This is a genomic window from Escherichia sp. KS167_9B, from assembly GCF_030295215.1.
GTDB lineage: Bacteria > Pseudomonadota > Gammaproteobacteria > Enterobacterales > Enterobacteriaceae > Escherichia > Escherichia coli_F.
Map to the genome: position 1 here is coordinate 5,054,182 of NZ_AP025754.1, position 16,943 is coordinate 5,071,124.

Consider the following 16,943-nt stretch of genomic DNA (forward strand, 5'->3'; position numbering starts at 1 on the left):
AAATAGATCACCGCTTTGGGATTACTACCAAAAATAGTTGCGCAAACATCTTGAAATTTTGCTAATGACCACAATATAAGCTGAACGCGATTCGCAACCCATTCAGGTAGCCGGGTTTAACCGGCTGCTATTACAGGAGAAACCTTTGCGCTGGTTACCTTTTATTGCCATTTTCCTTTATGTCTATATTGAGATTTCAATCTTTATTCAGGTTGCCCATGTATTGGGGGTATTGCTGACCCTCGTACTGGTTATATTCACGTCAGTTATTGGTATGTCACTGGTACGTAACCAGGGCTTTAAGAATTTCGTGCTGATGCAGCAAAAAATGGCGGCAGGTGAAAACCCAGCGGCGGAGATGATTAAAAGTGTTTCGCTGATCATTGCCGGTTTGCTGCTTTTATTACCGGGCTTTTTCACCGACTTCCTCGGTCTTCTGCTTTTATTACCGCCGGTGCAAAAGCATCTGACAGTGAAGTTGATGCCGCATTTGCGCTTTTCTCGCATGCCAGGCGGCGGTTTTAGCGCAGGGACCGGTGGCGGTAATACTTTTGATGGTGAGTACCAGCGAAAGGATGATGAGCGCGACCGCCTTGATCATAAAGACGATCGCCAGGATTAATGCCGAAACGCCGGATTATGTGGTTATGCCATTTTCCGGCGTTTTTCGTTTTGGCAGAAACAGCCATAACCCCGCCAGCATGATCAGCGCATAGAGACTTTTCCAGCCGACCATTGCTAGTAACAGAACGCATAACAGCCCGCCAACCACCGCCAGTAGTCGATAACGTCCTTGCAATAATTTACAGCCTGCCAGCATGCATAACAGATAAATCATAATAAAGATGCCATTGGCATAGATGATAAGTGCGTCCAGATTGATCTCTAAAGCATGAATCACCAACGTGCTCACCACGCAGCAGCCGAGCACCGCATTGAGGGCATTATTCGGGATATGACGAGAAGAGAGGCGTGCCAGGTAGTGGTCAGGATTATGTTGCGCCTGCGACCAGACCAGGCGGGCGAAGCTCTGTATATAAATGTTGAGACTGGCAAAGCAGGCCAGATAGCCAATCACGCAGGCAATCCATAACGCTCCTACACCGAACAGTTGCACTACAATTTTTGGAAGCGATGCTGCTGCCGCCATTTGTTCACCATAGGCGTCGAAGTGTAAGACGACTACCGTACAGCCCCAGTAGACTAATCCTGCCAGCAGCAGACCAATCATCAAAGCACGAGGAAAATCACGCTCTGGATTTTTAAATTCCGAGGCAAGATGGGCAAATGCTTCCAGACCGACAAAGCACCAGAACATCACTGATAACGCAGCAAATAACCCGGTAAGTTCGATATTACCAGGTGCAGGGAAGGGGATATTCGCAGGTTTGATATCGCCCGCCCACCAGATAGCGACAATCAGCGCGACGATAAGTCCGGCAATAACTGTTTGTAGATTAGCACTGGAACTGGCACCGCGAGTACCGATATACCACACCAACGCCAGCGTACCGAGTTCTGCTAACAACAGTTGCCAGCTATGCCAGCCAAACATCGCCTGGCCGAACCCGGCAGCAATTTGTAGCGCGGCAGGCAAACCCACGGGAATGACCGATAAAAATAACCAGCCGGTGACTCGCTCAAGCCGCGAACCAAACGCCATACCGACGAAGTGTGCGACGCCGCCTGCACTGGGATAGTGGCGACCCAGAATCGCAAACACAATTGCAATCGGGAACACTAAGATAATCAAAACGGGCCACGCCCACAGGCTGGTATTGCCTGCTACCAGTGCAGCTAACGCAGGAACGGCAAACACGCCAGTGCCTAATAATGACGTCGATAGCAGGCCGATGCCCTGGGCCAGCCCCAGTTCTTGTTTGAGTCCACTCATGGGTTGATGTCCGATTGCGCCCAAATTTTGGGCAACTGCGTAGATTTTCGATGGTAGCACAATCAGATTCGCTTATGACGGCGATGAAGAAATTGCGATGAAATGTGAGGTGAATCAGTGTTTTCACCCGATTTTGTGCTGATCAGAATTTTTTTTCATTTTCCCCCTTGAAGGGGCGAAGCCTCACCCCCATTTCTCTGGTCACCAGCCGGGAAACCACGTAAGGTCCGGCGTCACCCATAACAGATACGGACTTTCTCAAAGGAGAGTTATCAATGAATATTCGTCCATTGCATGATCGCGTGATCGTCAAGCGTAAAGAAGTTGAAACTAAATCTGCTGGCGGCATCGTTCTGACCGGCTCTGCAGCGGCTAAATCTACCCGTGGCGAAGTGCTGGCTGTCGGCAATGGCCGTATCCTTGAAAATGGCGAAGTGAAGCCGCTGGATGTGAAAGTTGGCGACATCGTTATTTTCAACGATGGCTACGGTGTGAAATCTGAGAAGATCGACAATGAAGAAGTGTTGATCATGTCCGAAAGCGACATTCTGGCAATTGTTGAAGCGTAATCCGCGCACGACACTGAACATACGAATTTAAGGAATAAAGATAATGGCAGCTAAAGACGTAAAATTCGGTAACGACGCTCGTGTGAAAATGCTGCGCGGCGTAAACGTACTGGCAGATGCAGTGAAAGTTACCCTCGGTCCGAAAGGCCGTAACGTAGTTCTGGATAAATCTTTCGGTGCACCGACCATCACCAAAGATGGTGTTTCCGTTGCTCGTGAAATCGAACTGGAAGACAAGTTCGAAAACATGGGTGCGCAGATGGTGAAAGAAGTTGCCTCTAAAGCGAACGACGCTGCAGGCGACGGTACCACCACCGCAACCGTACTGGCTCAGGCTATCATCACTGAAGGCCTGAAAGCTGTTGCTGCGGGCATGAACCCGATGGACCTGAAACGTGGTATCGACAAAGCCGTTACCGCTGCAGTTGAAGAACTGAAAGCCCTGTCCGTACCGTGCTCTGACTCTAAAGCGATTGCTCAGGTTGGTACCATCTCCGCTAACTCCGACGAAACCGTAGGTAAACTGATCGCTGAAGCGATGGACAAAGTCGGTAAAGAAGGCGTTATCACCGTTGAAGACGGTACTGGTCTGCAGGACGAACTGGACGTGGTTGAAGGTATGCAGTTCGACCGTGGTTACCTGTCTCCTTACTTCATCAACAAGCCGGAAACTGGCGCAGTAGAACTGGAAAGCCCGTTCATCCTGCTGGCTGACAAGAAAATCTCCAACATCCGTGAAATGCTGCCGGTTCTGGAAGCCGTTGCAAAAGCAGGCAAACCGCTGCTGATCATCGCTGAAGATGTAGAAGGCGAAGCGCTGGCAACTCTGGTTGTTAACACCATGCGTGGCATCGTGAAAGTCGCTGCGGTTAAAGCACCGGGCTTCGGCGATCGTCGTAAAGCTATGCTGCAGGATATCGCAACCCTGACTGGCGGTACCGTGATCTCTGAAGAGATTGGTATGGAGCTGGAAAAAGCAACCCTGGAAGACTTGGGTCAGGCTAAACGTGTTGTGATCAACAAAGACACCACCACTATCATCGATGGCGTGGGTGAAGAAGCTGCAATCCAGGGCCGTGTTGCTCAGATCCGTCAGCAGATTGAAGAAGCAACTTCTGACTACGACCGTGAAAAACTGCAGGAGCGCGTAGCGAAACTGGCAGGCGGCGTTGCAGTTATCAAAGTTGGTGCTGCTACCGAAGTTGAAATGAAAGAGAAAAAAGCACGCGTTGAAGACGCCCTGCACGCGACCCGTGCTGCGGTAGAAGAAGGCGTGGTTGCTGGTGGTGGTGTTGCGCTGATCCGCGTAGCGTCTAAGCTGGCAGACCTGCGTGGTCAGAACGAAGACCAGAACGTAGGTATCAAAGTTGCACTGCGTGCAATGGAAGCTCCGCTGCGTCAGATCGTCCTGAACTGCGGCGAAGAACCGTCTGTTGTTGCTAACACCGTTAAAGGCGGCGACGGCAACTACGGTTACAACGCAGCAACCGAAGAATACGGCAACATGATCGACATGGGTATCCTGGACCCAACCAAAGTAACCCGCTCTGCTCTGCAGTACGCGGCTTCTGTGGCTGGCCTGATGATCACCACCGAGTGCATGGTTACCGACCTGCCGAAAAACGATGCAGCTGACTTAGGCGCTGCTGGCGGTATGGGCGGCATGGGTGGCATGGGCGGCATGATGTAATTGCCCTGCACCTCGCAGAAATAAACAAACCCCCGGGCAGAAATGTCTGGGGGTTTTTCTTTTGGTCATCTTTCTAGTATAAGATTCAGACACGGACGACGCGAGTGGCGTCCAGCTCATTGATTATGGGGAATAACATGCACGTAAAATACTTAGCAGGGATTGTCGGTGCCGCGCTACTGATGGCGGGTTGTAGCTCCAGCAACGAATTGAGTGCTGCCGGTCAGAGTGTACGCATTGTGGACGAGCAGCCAGGCGCAGAGTGCCAGCTGATTGGTACTGCGACAGGTAAGCAAAGCAACTGGCTTTCCGGGCAACACGGTGAAGAGGGCGGTTCTATGCGCGGCGCAGCAAACGATCTGCGCAACCAGGCGGCAGCAATGGGCGGTAACGTGATTTATGGTATCAGCAGCCCGTCGCAGGGGATGTTGTCCAGTTTTGTCCCGACGGATAGCCAGATTATCGGCCAGGTATATAAGTGCCCGAATTGATGTGATTCAGAGGCTGGATGACTCCAGCCTCGCATTAGCAAAGATGAGATTATTTCGCTTGTGGTGCACTTTTGCTGATGGACTGAACACGTAAGTGATGCAGCGCGCGTAAGCATTGATCCTGGGTTAGCGGTTGGGTGTTATTTGCCGCTACGGTGCGAACATAGACCTGACATGGCACACCCACGAGTTTTTTCAGTCTAGGGCTGAAATCAAGCATTCGGCGAGTGATCGCCTCCACTTCTTTACCCGGCGTTGCTTCACGCGTTTTCACCACCGCGCCGCTAAATTGCTCTTTGCCATTTTCATCTTTAAAGCGATAAAGCACTGCCAGATAATGGTTGAACAAGTTATGTTTCCATTCCGGTTGGGAATAGGTGTCATATTCCAGATTGCCATTGTCCTGGCAGTCAACGTCGTATAACGGCAGGAAATCTAAGAGTGATGTAATACGTAATGCCAGTTCGCGCATTTCCGCATTATTAATTGCATGAATGATTGCTCGCGCCAGCATTTCAATCTGCAACTCATTGACGACTAACTCACATTTGCTACCGTCATGTAACGTTAATACGAAGCTAAGATTTTCGCCCTGATTATCGGTAAGTTCCAGCGTGTTAACTCGACGATTAATATCGGCATTTTTAAGCTCATCAACCAGAATTTCTGGGATATTTTCTGCCATTTTCTTAATGACTTTATCGCGAGCTTGCTCATACTGAAGGCGTGCTGCAGCATCCAGTTTATGCTTTTGATGCAGACGGCTTTCCAGCGCAATCAGCAGGTCGCGCAGTTCCATGACAGACAGAAAGAACAACGATTCTTTATTGCGAGGCTCTTTAATTTTCAGCGCCAGTGCAATGAAATTATTACTCTTGCGAATAACACCGGTATTAACTCCCTTGATGCTTATGGCCATGTAGGTTCTCCCTAACCATTTCTCAATTAAATAATTAATTTTAATTTATAAGCCAGATAAATGGGCTTGGTAGTAATAGTTGTTAAAATAACATAAATAGCCGTACTCACTCTATATAAACAGAAAAGAAAGGTTAATTATTGGTGTTGGTTATATAAAAAGTAATAACAGCAATGTATATGAATAATTAAAGGTTATGCAACGTGCAAAGATTAAACTTCCCTGTTTAATCAGTTACTGCTGGGGTAGCTGGAGATCCAGTGGCGTTTTACTGGGTTCGCCGCCAATCTCGCGCGCCAGTTTCGGCACCATATATCCAGATACTAGCGTCAGCAACTCACGCATAATCTGCCGGGCTTCGTCATCACTCACCATAAAATGCGCCGCGCCCTGCACTTTATCGAGCACATGCAGGTAATACGGCATCACGCCCGCATCGAACAACGCATTACTCAGGTTTGCCAGCGTTTGTGCGTTATCGTTCACACCACGTAACAGAACGCTCTGGTTCAGCAAAGTAACGCCTACCCGGCGCAACTTAGCCATCGCCTGGCGGAATGTTTCATCTACCTCATTGGCATGGTTGATGTGATTCACCAGCAAGATTTGCAGCGTAGAATGTGAAAAGCGTTCAACCAGCGCATCTGTGATGCGTGCCGGGATCACAATCGGCAGACGGCTGTGAATCCGCAGACGTTTGATATGCGGGATGGCTTCCAGTTGTGTAAGCAACCAGTCCAGCTCGTGATCTTTCGCCATCAATGGATCGCCGCCGGAGAAAATCATCTCGTCCAGTTCCGGATGCGCAGCAACATACTCTAGTGCAGTCTGCCAGTTACGCTTGTTGCCCTGATTTTCGGCATACGGGAAATGGCGACGGAAGCAATAGCGGCAATTTACCGCACAGCCGCCTTTGACCAGCAATAGCGCCCGGTTGTGGTATTTATGCAACAAACCTGGCACTACGCTGTGCTGTTCTTCCAGCGGGTCGGTGGAGAATCCGGGCGCGACGACAAACTCATCTTGCGAGGTAAGTACCTGACGCAAAAGTGGATCGTCCGGATTGCCTTTCTCCATGCGATCGATAAATGAGCGGGGCACACGCAGGGCAAACAGCTTTTTGGCGCTGCGTCCGGCCAACAGTTTTTCGTCCGCGTCTATATTCAAAAGACGCAGAAGTTCATCAGGATCGGTCACAACATCGGCAAGTTGCGTTAACCAATCTTCTCTGGATGGGGTATTTAGGGTTACAATATGCGCCATTTTGTGGCTTAGCTACCAATTAACAAATTTCAGAGGGCCTTATGGCAACGTACTATAGCAACGATTTTCGTGCTGGTCTTAAAATCATGTTAGACGGCGAACCTTACGCGGTTGAAGCGAGTGAATTCGTAAAACCGGGTAAAGGCCAGGCATTTGCTCGCGTTAAACTGCGTCGTCTGCTGACCGGTACTCGCGTAGAAAAAACCTTCAAATCTACTGATTCCGCTGAAGGCGCTGATGTTGTCGATATGAACCTGACTTACCTGTACAACGACGGTGAGTTCTGGCACTTCATGAACAACGAAACTTTCGAGCAACTGTCTGCTGATGCAAAAGCAATTGGCGACAACGCTAAATGGTTGCTGGATCAGGCAGAGTGTATCGTAACTCTGTGGAATGGTCAGCCGATCTCCGTTACTCCGCCGAACTTTGTTGAACTGGAAATCGTTGATACCGATCCAGGCCTGAAAGGGGATACCGCAGGTACTGGCGGCAAACCGGCTACCCTGTCTACTGGCGCTGTGGTTAAAGTTCCGCTGTTCGTGCAGATCGGCGAAGTCATCAAAGTGGATACCCGCTCTGGTGAATACGTCTCTCGCGTGAAGTAATGCGGTTTTGGTGCGGCCTGTTGGCTGCACCATCACTTATTCTGGTCAGAGATGATGAAACGCCTTATCGTTCTTGTTTTGCTTGCCAGCACGCTGCTCACGGGCTGTAACACCGCTCGCGGTTTCGGCGAAGATATCAAACATCTCGGCAACTCCATCTCCCGCGCTGCCAGCTAATTTTTCTTCTCTTCCGAAAAATCATCAGATTTCCATCATTTTTGGCGATGTTGTCTATTATTAATTTGCTATAGGCAAACATAAATAACATTACCTAAAAGGAAGACGTTATGGTGAAGAAGACAATTGCAGCGATCTTTTCTGTTCTGGTGCTTTCAACAGTATTAACTGCCTGCAACACCACGCGTGGCGTTGGTGAAGATATCTCTGATGGCGGTAACGCGATTTCTGGTGCAGCAACAAAAGCACAGCAATAAGCAATAACGGTACGACAGCTGTGTCGTGCCGTTTGTTTTTTTGCGATAGTCACTAAGGTAATAGTTGAAATTCCCCTGCCACCTGGCAAAATACCCGTTCAACCATCAGCTTTGCAGGACGACCTGCAAACGCCTCTTTTCACCGGGGACGGCCCCAATTCTCCGGAGCCTGATATGTCCTGGATTATCTTAGTTATTGCTGGCCTGCTGGAAGTGGTATGGGCCGTTGGCCTGAAATATACCCACGGCTTTAGTCGTTTGACGCCAAGTGTTATTACCGTGACGGCGATGATTGTCAGTATGGCGCTACTTGCCTGGGCGATGAAATCGCTACCGGTAGGGACGGCTTATGCCGTGTGGACGGGTATTGGCGCAGTCGGCGCGGCCATCACCGGCATTGTGCTGCTCGGTGAGTCCGCTAATCCGATGCGCCTGGCGAGTCTGGCGTTAATCGTATTGGGGATTATTGGTCTGAAACTCAGCACTCATTAACTACCGGGCTGCTGTACCCAAATAAACTTACTGACATCAAACCCTTCCCGGGTCGCGACTGCCAGCATCTCCTGTTTCACTTCGTCAGAAATGGTTGGCGTGCGGGAGAGTATCCACAGGTAGTCGCGGTCCGGGCCGCAAACCAGCGCATGGCGGTATTCCCGATCGAGTGCAATAACGTTATAACCGCCATAGAAAGGGCCAAAGAATGACACTTTCAGCGCAGCGCGAGTTGGTGCGCCGGTAAAGTACGCTTTCCCTTCACTCTGCTGCCACATTTCTCTGTCAGGATTATAGCCTTTATTAATGACATTCAGGCCGCCATCATCCCGCAGACTGTATGTTGCGGTGACTTTTTCCAGTCCACGTTCAAAGCGGTGATCAAAACGGGCAATCTCATACCAGGTACCGAGATAACGTTTGGCGTCGAAATTATTCACTACTGTCACGCCACGCGGCGGCGTAGGAGAACTGCAGGCAACGACCAGAAATGCAGCTGTCGCTGCGGCAACGAGAGGGAGCAGGCGCATAAATGTTTCCTTACTGGTTTTTTTCTAAGTGTAGATGACAGCAAGGAAAAGCGGAGAAAAGGTCCGAAAATTCGGACCCGATGAAATTTTACTGTAGAGCGTTGAGAATCTGCCAGGCGGCGGTAACTCTCGCTGGATTGGGATAATTTTTGTTAGCCAGCATCACGATACCCAGCTCTTTTTCTGGAATAAACGCGACATAGCTACCAAATCCGCCGGTCGCCCCCGTTTTATGTACCCATGATGCGCGTACTGCAGGAGTTGGGGGCGTAATCGCTTTTACGGGGCGTGCTGCCAGTGCAATTTTATTGTCACTGCCGTTAATGATAATGTCAGGATTTACCGGCCAGTCCAGCATTTCCCAGCCCAGGCCCTGATACATATCGCCGGTTTGCCAGTAGCGAGATTGTGCCAGTTGTATCCCTTGTTGAAGTGTTTTCTCATTGATATCACGGGGGGTTAAATTGCTTTGCACCCAGCGGGCCATATCTTCAATGGTCGACTTCACACCATAAGCTTCAGCATCTAATGCTCCTGGCGAAACATGCACTGCCTTACCTTCGCGATATCCCCAGGCGTAATGCTTTTCTTCTGCGGGCGGCACATTAATCCACGTATGGTTGAGTTTGAGAGGCTGGAAGACACGAGTTTGCATCGCCTGCTCAAAACTTAAACCAGACGGCTTCACAGCCAGTGCGCCGAACAAACCGATACTGGCGTTGGCATACAAACGTTGTGTTCCTGGAGCCCATTCAGGCTGCCAGTTTTGATAGAAGCGCAGCAAGTCGCTTGAGGATTTAACATCATCCGGCACCTGTAACGGCAGGCCGCCAGCGGTGTAGGTCGCAAGATGTAATAGTGTGATCCCATTCCATTGTTTAGCGGTAAGTTCAGGCCAGTATTTTGTTGCGGGATCGCTTAGGTTGATTTCCCCTCGCGCAATAGCGTCGCCACCAAGCACGCCCGTAAATGTTTTGCTGACCGAGCCTAACTCAAACAGCGTTTGCTGCGTGACGGGCTGCTTTTTATCTACGTCCGCATAGCCCCAGGTAAAGTAATAAGGTTTGCCCTGATAAATCACCGCCACCGCCATACCGGGGATCTTTTGTTGCTCTATAAGCGGGGTAATTGTGCGATGCACAATCTCGTTGAGCTGTTGCGGGGCGGAAAGTGCGGAGCAAGAGGCGGTAATTAATAAGGCGCAGAGTGTCGTTTTGAACATAGCGTCTGGTTTCCATACAAAACGGCCCGCCATAGGCGGGCCGGATTTACATTGGCGATGCGTTAGATTGTAACGACACCAATCAGTGTGACAACTGTCAGGATAGCAGCCAGACCGTAGAAAACCCATTTGCCCGCAGGTACGTGGATTTTCAGATCGTGCATCGCGTGGTGCATACGGTGTAAACCACACCACAGTGGCAGAACGATCATCAGGAACAGGAATACGCGACCAATGAAGCTTTGCGCGAACGCCAGAACGCGCTCGTAGCTCAGCGCATCACCCGGAAACAGCCCCAGCGGCAGCAGAATACCCACCAGCAGGATCATCACCGGCGCAATGATGGCGCTCCACATACCACCGGCCCCGAAGAGGCCCCAGAATACCGGTTCGTCAGAACGCTTTGGATTTGGATTAATCATCTCAGGCTCCTTACCAGTACAGGGCAACAAACAGGATTACGATGGTGGCAACCACGGTTACCGCCCAGAGACTTTTGATAATTGGCTCTGGTCCCATTTTTTCGTCTTTTACAATGATATTGGCCGCTTTCGGTGCCAGCTCAAACCAGGTTTTGGTGTGCAGCAGAGCTGCTGCCAGAGTGATCAAGTTAATGATCATGATAACCGGGTTTTGTAAAAAGTCGACGAATCCTGCCCAGGCTTCCGGGCCATTTTTCAGGGCAAACAGCCCGAAAATCAGTTCAATGCTGAACCACACAGCCGGAACTGCCGTGCCTTCGCGCAGCATGTAAAAGCGATAAAACGGCAACTTTTTCCACCAGGTGGACGTCATTGGCCGTACATACGGTTTACGTTTAGTCGTCATGTTGCACTCCTTAGCGTGGTTTCAGGGTCGCGATAAGAAAGTCTTTCGAACTTTCTACTTTGCCCTGCTGAATGGCCGCAGCCGGATCGACGTGTTTCGGGCAGACTTCGGAGCAGTAGCCCACGAAAGTACAGCTCCATACGCCATTCTGGCTGTTCAACTGCGCCATACGCTCCTTCTTACCGTGGTCGCGGCTATCTTCGTTATAACGATGCGCCAGCGTAATGGCAGCCGGACCGATGAACTCTGGGTTCAGGCCAAACTGCGGGCACGCGGCGTAGCACAGACCACAGTTGATGCAACCGGAGAACTGGTGATACTTCGCCATCTGCGCCGGGGTCTGGATGTTAGTACCCTGATCCGCAGTGCGGGAGTTGCCGATGATGTACGGTTTGATCGCTTCCAGACTTTCGATAAAGTGAGTCATATCGACCACCAGATCGCGTTCAATCGGGAAGTTAGCTAACGCTTCAACCTTCATACCGTCGGTGTAGTCACGCAGGAAGGTTTTGCATGCCAGTTTTGGCACGTTGTTAACCATCATGCCGCAGGAACCACAAATCGCCATACGGCAGGACCAGCGGTAGCTCAGGTCCGGTGCCAGGTTGTCTTTGATATAGCCCAGCGCATCCAGTAATGAGGTAGTTGCGTCATAAGGCACTTCATAGAATGCGCTATGCGGTGCGGTATCGACTTCCGGGTTATAGCGCACCACCTCAATTTTCAGGTTTTTCATCTCAGCCATTCGCCTTCTCCTTCTTATTGGCTGCTTCCGCCTTATCGGCTGCATCCGCTTCGCCACCGTAAACGCGTTTAGCTGGCGGCAGCGTAGTAATCTTCACGTCGCTGTACTCCAGGCGAGTAGTGCCATCAGCATCGCGGAAGGCGAGGGTGTGTTTGAGGAAGTTGACGTCGTCACGCTCGGTGCAACCTTCGTCCAGACGCTGGTGCGCGCCGCGGGACTCTTTACGTGCCATTGCGGAGTGCGCCATACATTCAGCAACGTTCAGACCGTGACCCAGTTCAATGGTGTAGAGCAGGTCGGTGTTGAACACGCTGGAGGTGTCGGTGATGCGCACGCGCTTGAAGCGTTCCTGCAGCTCAGCCAGCTTGTCGATGGTTTTCTGCATCAGTTCCGGCGTACGGTAGATACCGCAACCTTCTTCCATTGCCAGGCCCATTTCGTCGCGGATCTTCGCCCAGTTTTCGCCGCCATCCTGGTTAACCAGATCTTTCAGACGTTGTTCAACGCCAGCAGCCTGCGCTTCAATTGCCGCTTCGTTGCCATTACCGGCAGTTGCTGCACGTTCTGTCGCTTGTTCACCGGCCAGACGACCGAAGACCACCAGTTCCGCCAGCGAGTTGGAGCCCAGACGGTTTGCACCGTGCAGACCAACAGAGGAACATTCACCCACGGCGAACAGACCTTTAATGCGGGTTTCACAGTTCTGATCGGTTTCGATACCGCCCATGGTGTAGTGTGCGGTCGGACGTACTGGAATCGGTTCTTTAACCGGATCGACGCCAACGTACGCTTTCGCCAGTTCGCAGATGAACGGCAGACGTTCATGCAGTTTTTTCTCGCCGAGGTGACGCAGGTCGAGATAAACCACATCGCCACGCGGCGTGGAGATGGTGTTGCCTTTACGCCATTCGTGCCAGAAGGCCTGAGAAACTTTGTCGCGTGGACCCAGTTCCATATATTTGTTTTTCGGCTCGCCCAGCGGAGTTTCCGGGCCCATGCCGTAATCTTGCAGATAACGGTAGCCATTTTTGTTGACCAGAATACCGCCTTCACCGCGGCAGCCTTCGGTCATCAAGATACCGGAACCTGGCAGACCGGTTGGGTGATACTGAACGAATTCCATGTCACGCAGCGGAACGCCGTGGCTTAGCGCCATACCCATACCGTCACCGGTAACGATACCGCCGTTGGTGTTGTAACGATAAACGCGACCCGCACCGCCGGTAGCCATAACGACCGCGTTAGCGCGGATCTGCACCAGCGTGCCTTCCATCATGTTCATTGCCACCAGGCCGCGAACATGACCATCATCAACCAGAATATCCAGTACGAAGTGCTCGTCAAAACGCTGGATCTGCGGGAATTGCAGAGAGGTCTGGAACAGCGTGTGCAGCATATGGAAGCCGGTCTTATCGGCGGCGAACCAGGTACGCTCGATTTTCATGCCGCCGAAGCGACGTACGTTGACGCTACCATCCGGGCGACGGCTCCATGGGCATCCCCACAGTTCCAGTTGGGTCATTTCGGTTGGGCAGTGGTGGACGAAATAATCCACGACATCCTGCTCACACAACCAGTCGCCACCCGCTACTGTATCGTGAAAGTGATATTCGAAGCTGTCATGATCCTGCGCGACAGCGGCGGAGCCCCCTTCTGCAGCAACGGTATGGCTACGCATAGGGTATACTTTTGAGATTAGTGCGATTTTTGCATTTGGATTTGCCTGCGCGGCAGCAATTGCAGCACGTAATCCCGCGCCACCGGCGCCTACAATGGCAAGATCGGCTTGAAAGGTTTGCACGACATTCCTCCAGATTGTTTTTATCCCACAGCCCCGTACTTCAGGGTAAGTGCCTGAAAGTTACGGTCTGCGAACGCTATTCCACTGCTCCTTTATAGGTACAACAGTATAGTCTGATGGATAAGTCTGAAATTTGACGAGATCGATTTTTTTAGTGCGCAAGAGGGCTAAATTATCACTGAAGATGATTAATTTAATTACTAAACCATCAGATCGTGCTTTTTTTAGTCACCGCCCACCGTTGATTGATACCTGCGTAAAATTTGTCTCGCCGCCGCGTTGCGAGTAGACTTCGTGCCCTTGTCAAAAAATGGAGATTTAACTATGAGCGAAACGGCATCCTGGCAGCCGAGCGCATCCATTCCTAACTTATTAAAACGCGCGGCGATTATGGCGGAGATCCGTCGTTTCTTTGCCGATCGTGGAGTGCTGGAGGTGGAGACGCCTTGTATGAGCCAGGCGACGGTAACCGATATTCATTTGGTCCCGTTTGAGACGCGTTTCGTTGGCCCCGGGCATTCGCAGGGGATGAATCTCTGGTTAATGACCAGCCCGGAATACCATATGAAACGCCTGCTGGTTGCCGGTTGTGGGCCGGTTTTCCAGCTGTGTCGCAGCTTCCGTAATGAAGAGATGGGGCGTTATCACAACCCTGAATTCACTATGCTGGAGTGGTATCGACCGCACTATGATATGTACCGGTTGATGAACGAGGTGGACGATCTCTTGCAACAGGTGCTGGACTGCCCGGCAGCAGAAAGTCTTTCTTATCAACAAGCTTTCTTGCGTTATCTGGAAATTGACCCGCTCTCTGCCGACAAAACGCAACTGCGGGAAGTGGCAGCGAAACTGGATTTGAGCAACGTTGCCGATACCGAAGAAGACCGCGACACGCTGCTACAACTGCTGTTTACCTTTGGCGTAGAGCCAAATATTGGCAAAGAAAAACCGACCTTTGTGTACCACTTTCCGGCCAGCCAGGCATCACTGGCGCAAATCAGTACCGAAGATCATCGGGTCGCTGAACGCTTTGAGGTTTATTATAAAGGTATTGAGCTGGCGAATGGTTTCCATGAATTGACGGATGCCCGTGAGCAGCAACAACGTTTTGAACAAGATAACCGTAAGCGCGCGGCGCGCGGTTTGCCGCAGCACCCCATTGACCAGAATCTTATTGAAGCCTTGAAAGTCGGTATGCCTGACTGTTCCGGCGTGGCATTAGGCGTTGATCGTCTGGTGATGTTGGCGCTGGGCGCGGAGACACTGGCTGAAGTCATCGCCTTTAGCGTTGACCGGGCATAATTCTGAAAAATTACTGAATTAACAGCGAAGAATGGCGTGATGAGCGCCATTCTGTAGCATATGTTTTCATTTTTCCGCTAAAGGCCACAATTTAAGACTGGATATTTGATATCATCCAGGTATCAATTCTGTATTGGTTTTTACGCTGCCCGCTCAATGTTGGGCGGTGCAGTTCAGTGGGCGCGTTTTATACACGCGCTGAAATGAAGGATGGTTTCATGCCTCACACGATAAAAAAGATGAGTCTGATAGGACTCATATTGATGATCTTTACTTCCGTATTTGGATTTGCCAATAGCCCATCGGCTTATTACTTAATGGGTTATAGTGCGATTCCCTTTTATATATTTTCTGCATTGTTATTCTTTATTCCATTCGCCTTAATGATGGCTGAAATGGGCGCTGCGTATCGCAAAGAAGAAGGCGGTATCTATTCCTGGATGAATAATAGTGTCGGACCCCGTTTTGCCTTCATTGGTACGTTTATGTGGTTTTCCTCTTATATCATCTGGATGGTGAGCACCTCCGCGAAAGTTTGGGTACCGTTCTCAACATTTCTCTACGGTAGCGACATGACCCAGCACTGGCGTATTGCCGGACTGGAACCTACGCAGGTGGTTGGTCTGCTGGCAGTGGCATGGATGATTCTGGTCACCGTCGTTGCTTCAAAAGGGATTAATAAAATTGCCCGCATTACTGCGGTGGGCGGTATTGCAGTAATGTGCCTGAATTTAGTATTACTGTTAGTAAGCATTACTATTTTGTTATTAAATGGTGGGCATTTCGCGCAGGATATTAATTTCCTGACATCACCGAACCCTGGATATCAATCCGGTCTGGCGATGCTATCGTTTGTGGTATTTGCCATTTTTGCCTATGGCGGAATTGAAGCGGTGGGTGGTCTGGTCGATAAAACGGAAAATCCAGAAAAGAACTTTGCCAAAGGTATTGTTTTTGCCGCTATTGTTATTTCAATCGGTTATTCGCTGGCAATATTTTTATGGGGCGTCAGCACAAACTGGCAGCAGGTATTAAGTAATGGTTCCGTTAACCTTGGCAATATTACCTATGTGCTGATGAAGAGCCTCGGGATGACGCTGGGTAACGCACTGCATTTGTCACCTGAAGCGTCATTGTCGCTGGGCGTATGGTTTGCGCGTATTACCGGACTTTCGATGTTCCTCGCTTATACCGGTGCGTTCTTTACGCTTTGCTATTCACCGCTGAAAGCCATCATCCAGGGGACGCCGAAAGCGTTGTGGCCAGAACCGATGACGCGCCTGAATGCGATGGGGATGCCGTCTATCGCCATGTGGATGCAGTGTGGGCTGGTTACTATCTTCATCCTGCTGGTTTCGTTTGGTGGCGGTACCGCATCGGCGTTCTTTAACAAGCTGACGCTGATGGCGAACGTGTCTATGACGCTTCCTTACTTGTTCCTCGCGCTGGCTTTCCCATTCTTTAAAGCACGTCAGGATCTCGACAGACCGTTTGTGATTTTCAAAACGCGTATGTCGGCAATGATTGCGACGGTGGTTGTCGTACTGGTGGTGACATTTGCGAACGTCTTCACCATCATTCAACCTGTGGTTGAAGCCGGAGACTGGGACAGCACATTGTGGATGATTGGCGGCCCTGTCTTCTTCTCGCTGTTAGCGATGGCGATTTACCAGAACTATTGCAGCAGAGTGGCAAAAAATCCGCAGTGGGCGGTGGAATAACCCGATGCCCTATCGTCTGCCTGACGATAGGGCGCAATGACAGGGAATTAGCGGGATTTCGTATGCGCTATAGCGAAATTAAGCGACCGATTATCTCATGAGTGCGCGCATGTTTGTCTTGTGCTGCATCTGGTTCATTGTGGCGTTCCTCTGGATAACCATTACCTCCGCGCTGGACAAAGAGTGGATGATTGATGGACGCGGGATTAACAACGTCTGTGATGTTTTGATGTATCTCGAAGATGACGATACTCGCGATGTCGGTGTGATAATGACGTTACCGCTCTTTTTCCCTTTTCTCTGGTTCGCTTTGTGGCGAAAAAAACGCGGCTGGTTTATGTACGCCACCGCGCTGGCTATTTTCGGCTACTGGTTGTGGCAGTTTTTTCTGCGCTATCAGTTTTGCTTGTGAGCCGGATGGGTTCATCCGGCCA

20 protein-coding genes are annotated in these 16,943 nt (G+C 50.6%); 11 read left to right on the top strand and 9 right to left on the bottom strand.

The annotated features are described in order from the left end of the window. Nucleotides 1-145 precede the first annotated feature (145 nt). Complete coding sequence (locus QUE34_RS25065; RefSeq protein WP_001267448.1) at nucleotides 146-622, top strand: FxsA family protein; 477 nt, start codon at nucleotides 146-148, stop codon at nucleotides 620-622. Between the two features lie 15 nt (nucleotides 623-637). On the opposite strand, the gene yjeH is transcribed toward QUE34_RS25065, so the two are convergent. Then, the gene (yjeH, locus tag QUE34_RS25070) at nucleotides 638-1,894 is read right to left on the bottom strand and encodes an L-methionine/branched-chain amino acid transporter (protein WP_032185731.1); all 1,257 of its coding nucleotides are present in this window, start codon (nucleotides 1,892-1,894) and stop codon (nucleotides 638-640) included. Between the two features lie 275 nt (nucleotides 1,895-2,169). On the opposite strand from yjeH, the gene QUE34_RS25075 reads away from it, so the two are divergent. From QUE34_RS25075 to QUE34_RS25085, 3 genes are all read left to right on the top strand, one after another. Further along, on the top strand, nucleotides 2,170-2,463 hold the full coding sequence (locus QUE34_RS25075) for a co-chaperone GroES (protein WP_001026276.1): 294 nt from the start codon (nucleotides 2,170-2,172) through the stop codon (nucleotides 2,461-2,463). A 43-nt stretch (nucleotides 2,464-2,506) separates the two neighbouring features. After that, nucleotides 2,507-4,153, top strand: a complete 1,647-nt coding sequence (gene groL, locus QUE34_RS25080; protein ID WP_000729117.1) for a chaperonin GroEL — start codon at nucleotides 2,507-2,509, stop codon at nucleotides 4,151-4,153. Nucleotides 4,154-4,290: 137 nt separating this feature from the next. Next, nucleotides 4,291-4,644 carry a DUF4156 domain-containing protein gene (locus QUE34_RS25085; protein ID WP_000558209.1) on the top strand — a complete coding sequence of 118 codons (354 nt, stop codon included), beginning with the start codon at nucleotides 4,291-4,293 and terminating at the stop codon, nucleotides 4,642-4,644. Between the two features lie 49 nt (nucleotides 4,645-4,693). On the opposite strand, the gene QUE34_RS25090 is transcribed toward QUE34_RS25085, so the two are convergent. Continuing rightward, nucleotides 4,694-5,563, bottom strand: coding sequence for a YjeJ family protein (locus QUE34_RS25090; RefSeq protein ID WP_032304350.1), 870 nt, complete (start codon nucleotides 5,561-5,563; stop codon nucleotides 4,694-4,696). 234 nt (nucleotides 5,564-5,797) lie between these two features. Beyond that, nucleotides 5,798-6,826, bottom strand: coding sequence for an EF-P beta-lysylation protein EpmB (gene epmB / locus QUE34_RS25095; protein ID WP_000940517.1), 1,029 nt, complete (start codon nucleotides 6,824-6,826; stop codon nucleotides 5,798-5,800). A 41-nt stretch (nucleotides 6,827-6,867) separates the two neighbouring features. On the opposite strand from epmB, the gene efp reads away from it, so the two are divergent. The 4 genes from efp (at nucleotide 6,868) to sugE (ending at nucleotide 8,360) form a co-directional block, all read left to right on the top strand. Next, nucleotides 6,868-7,434: an elongation factor P gene (gene efp / locus QUE34_RS25100; RefSeq protein ID WP_000257278.1), complete on the top strand. Its 567-nt coding sequence runs from the start codon at nucleotides 6,868-6,870 to the stop codon at nucleotides 7,432-7,434. A 51-nt stretch (nucleotides 7,435-7,485) separates the two neighbouring features. Then, nucleotides 7,486-7,611 (top strand): lipoprotein antitoxin entericidin A, encoded by a 126-nt coding sequence (ecnA, locus tag QUE34_RS25105; RefSeq protein WP_000977757.1) that lies wholly within the window; start codon nucleotides 7,486-7,488, stop codon nucleotides 7,609-7,611. 110 nt (nucleotides 7,612-7,721) lie between these two features. Beyond that, nucleotides 7,722-7,868, top strand: a complete 147-nt coding sequence (gene ecnB, locus QUE34_RS25110; RefSeq protein WP_000239596.1) for a lipoprotein toxin entericidin B — start codon at nucleotides 7,722-7,724, stop codon at nucleotides 7,866-7,868. 174 nt (nucleotides 7,869-8,042) lie between these two features. Continuing rightward, entirely contained in the window at nucleotides 8,043-8,360 is a 318-nt protein-coding gene (gene sugE, locus QUE34_RS25115; protein ID WP_000118482.1) for a quaternary ammonium compound efflux SMR transporter SugE, read from the top strand. On the opposite strand, the gene blc is transcribed toward sugE, so the two are convergent. The 6 genes from blc to frdA form a co-directional block, all read right to left on the bottom strand. Continuing rightward, nucleotides 8,357-8,890, bottom strand: coding sequence for a lipocalin Blc (gene blc, locus QUE34_RS25120; protein WP_001238369.1), 534 nt, complete (start codon nucleotides 8,888-8,890; stop codon nucleotides 8,357-8,359). The two genes, sugE and blc, sit on opposite strands and share 4 nt — an antisense overlap. 88 nt (nucleotides 8,891-8,978) lie before the next feature. Further along, complete coding sequence (locus QUE34_RS25125; protein ID WP_103253416.1) at nucleotides 8,979-10,112, bottom strand: BlaEC family class C beta-lactamase; 1,134 nt, start codon at nucleotides 10,110-10,112, stop codon at nucleotides 8,979-8,981. 62 nt (nucleotides 10,113-10,174) lie between these two features. Next, nucleotides 10,175-10,534 (bottom strand): fumarate reductase subunit FrdD, encoded by a 360-nt coding sequence (gene frdD / locus QUE34_RS25130; protein ID WP_000609663.1) that lies wholly within the window; start codon nucleotides 10,532-10,534, stop codon nucleotides 10,175-10,177. A gap of 10 nt (nucleotides 10,535-10,544) precedes the next feature. Continuing rightward, on the bottom strand, nucleotides 10,545-10,940 hold the full coding sequence (gene frdC / locus QUE34_RS25135; RefSeq protein ID WP_000208754.1) for a fumarate reductase subunit FrdC: 396 nt from the start codon (nucleotides 10,938-10,940) through the stop codon (nucleotides 10,545-10,547). Nucleotides 10,941-10,950: 10 nt separating this feature from the next. Next, the gene (gene frdB / locus QUE34_RS25140) at nucleotides 10,951-11,685 is read right to left on the bottom strand and encodes a fumarate reductase iron-sulfur protein (RefSeq protein ID WP_000829498.1); all 735 of its coding nucleotides are present in this window, start codon (nucleotides 11,683-11,685) and stop codon (nucleotides 10,951-10,953) included. Then, nucleotides 11,678-13,486, bottom strand: a complete 1,809-nt coding sequence (frdA, locus tag QUE34_RS25145; protein ID WP_001192973.1) for a fumarate reductase (quinol) flavoprotein subunit — start codon at nucleotides 13,484-13,486, stop codon at nucleotides 11,678-11,680. The genes frdB and frdA overlap by 8 nt, the downstream gene beginning before the upstream one ends. Before the next feature lie 324 nt (nucleotides 13,487-13,810). Here frdA and epmA point away from each other — a divergent pair, with 324 nt between their 5' ends. The 3 genes from epmA (at nucleotide 13,811) to QUE34_RS25160 (ending at nucleotide 16,921) form a co-directional block, all read left to right on the top strand. Then, nucleotides 13,811-14,788, top strand: a complete 978-nt coding sequence (epmA, locus tag QUE34_RS25150) for an elongation factor P--(R)-beta-lysine ligase (protein WP_000004771.1) — start codon at nucleotides 13,811-13,813, stop codon at nucleotides 14,786-14,788. A 218-nt stretch (nucleotides 14,789-15,006) separates the two neighbouring features. Continuing rightward, entirely contained in the window at nucleotides 15,007-16,509 is a 1,503-nt protein-coding gene (gene yjeM, locus QUE34_RS25155; protein ID WP_032304352.1) for a glutamate/gamma-aminobutyrate family transporter YjeM, read from the top strand. Nucleotides 16,510-16,606: 97 nt separating this feature from the next. Continuing rightward, on the top strand, nucleotides 16,607-16,921 hold the full coding sequence (locus tag QUE34_RS25160; RefSeq protein WP_001276175.1) for a YjeO family protein: 315 nt from the start codon (nucleotides 16,607-16,609) through the stop codon (nucleotides 16,919-16,921). Nucleotides 16,922-16,943: the final 22 nt, after the last annotated feature.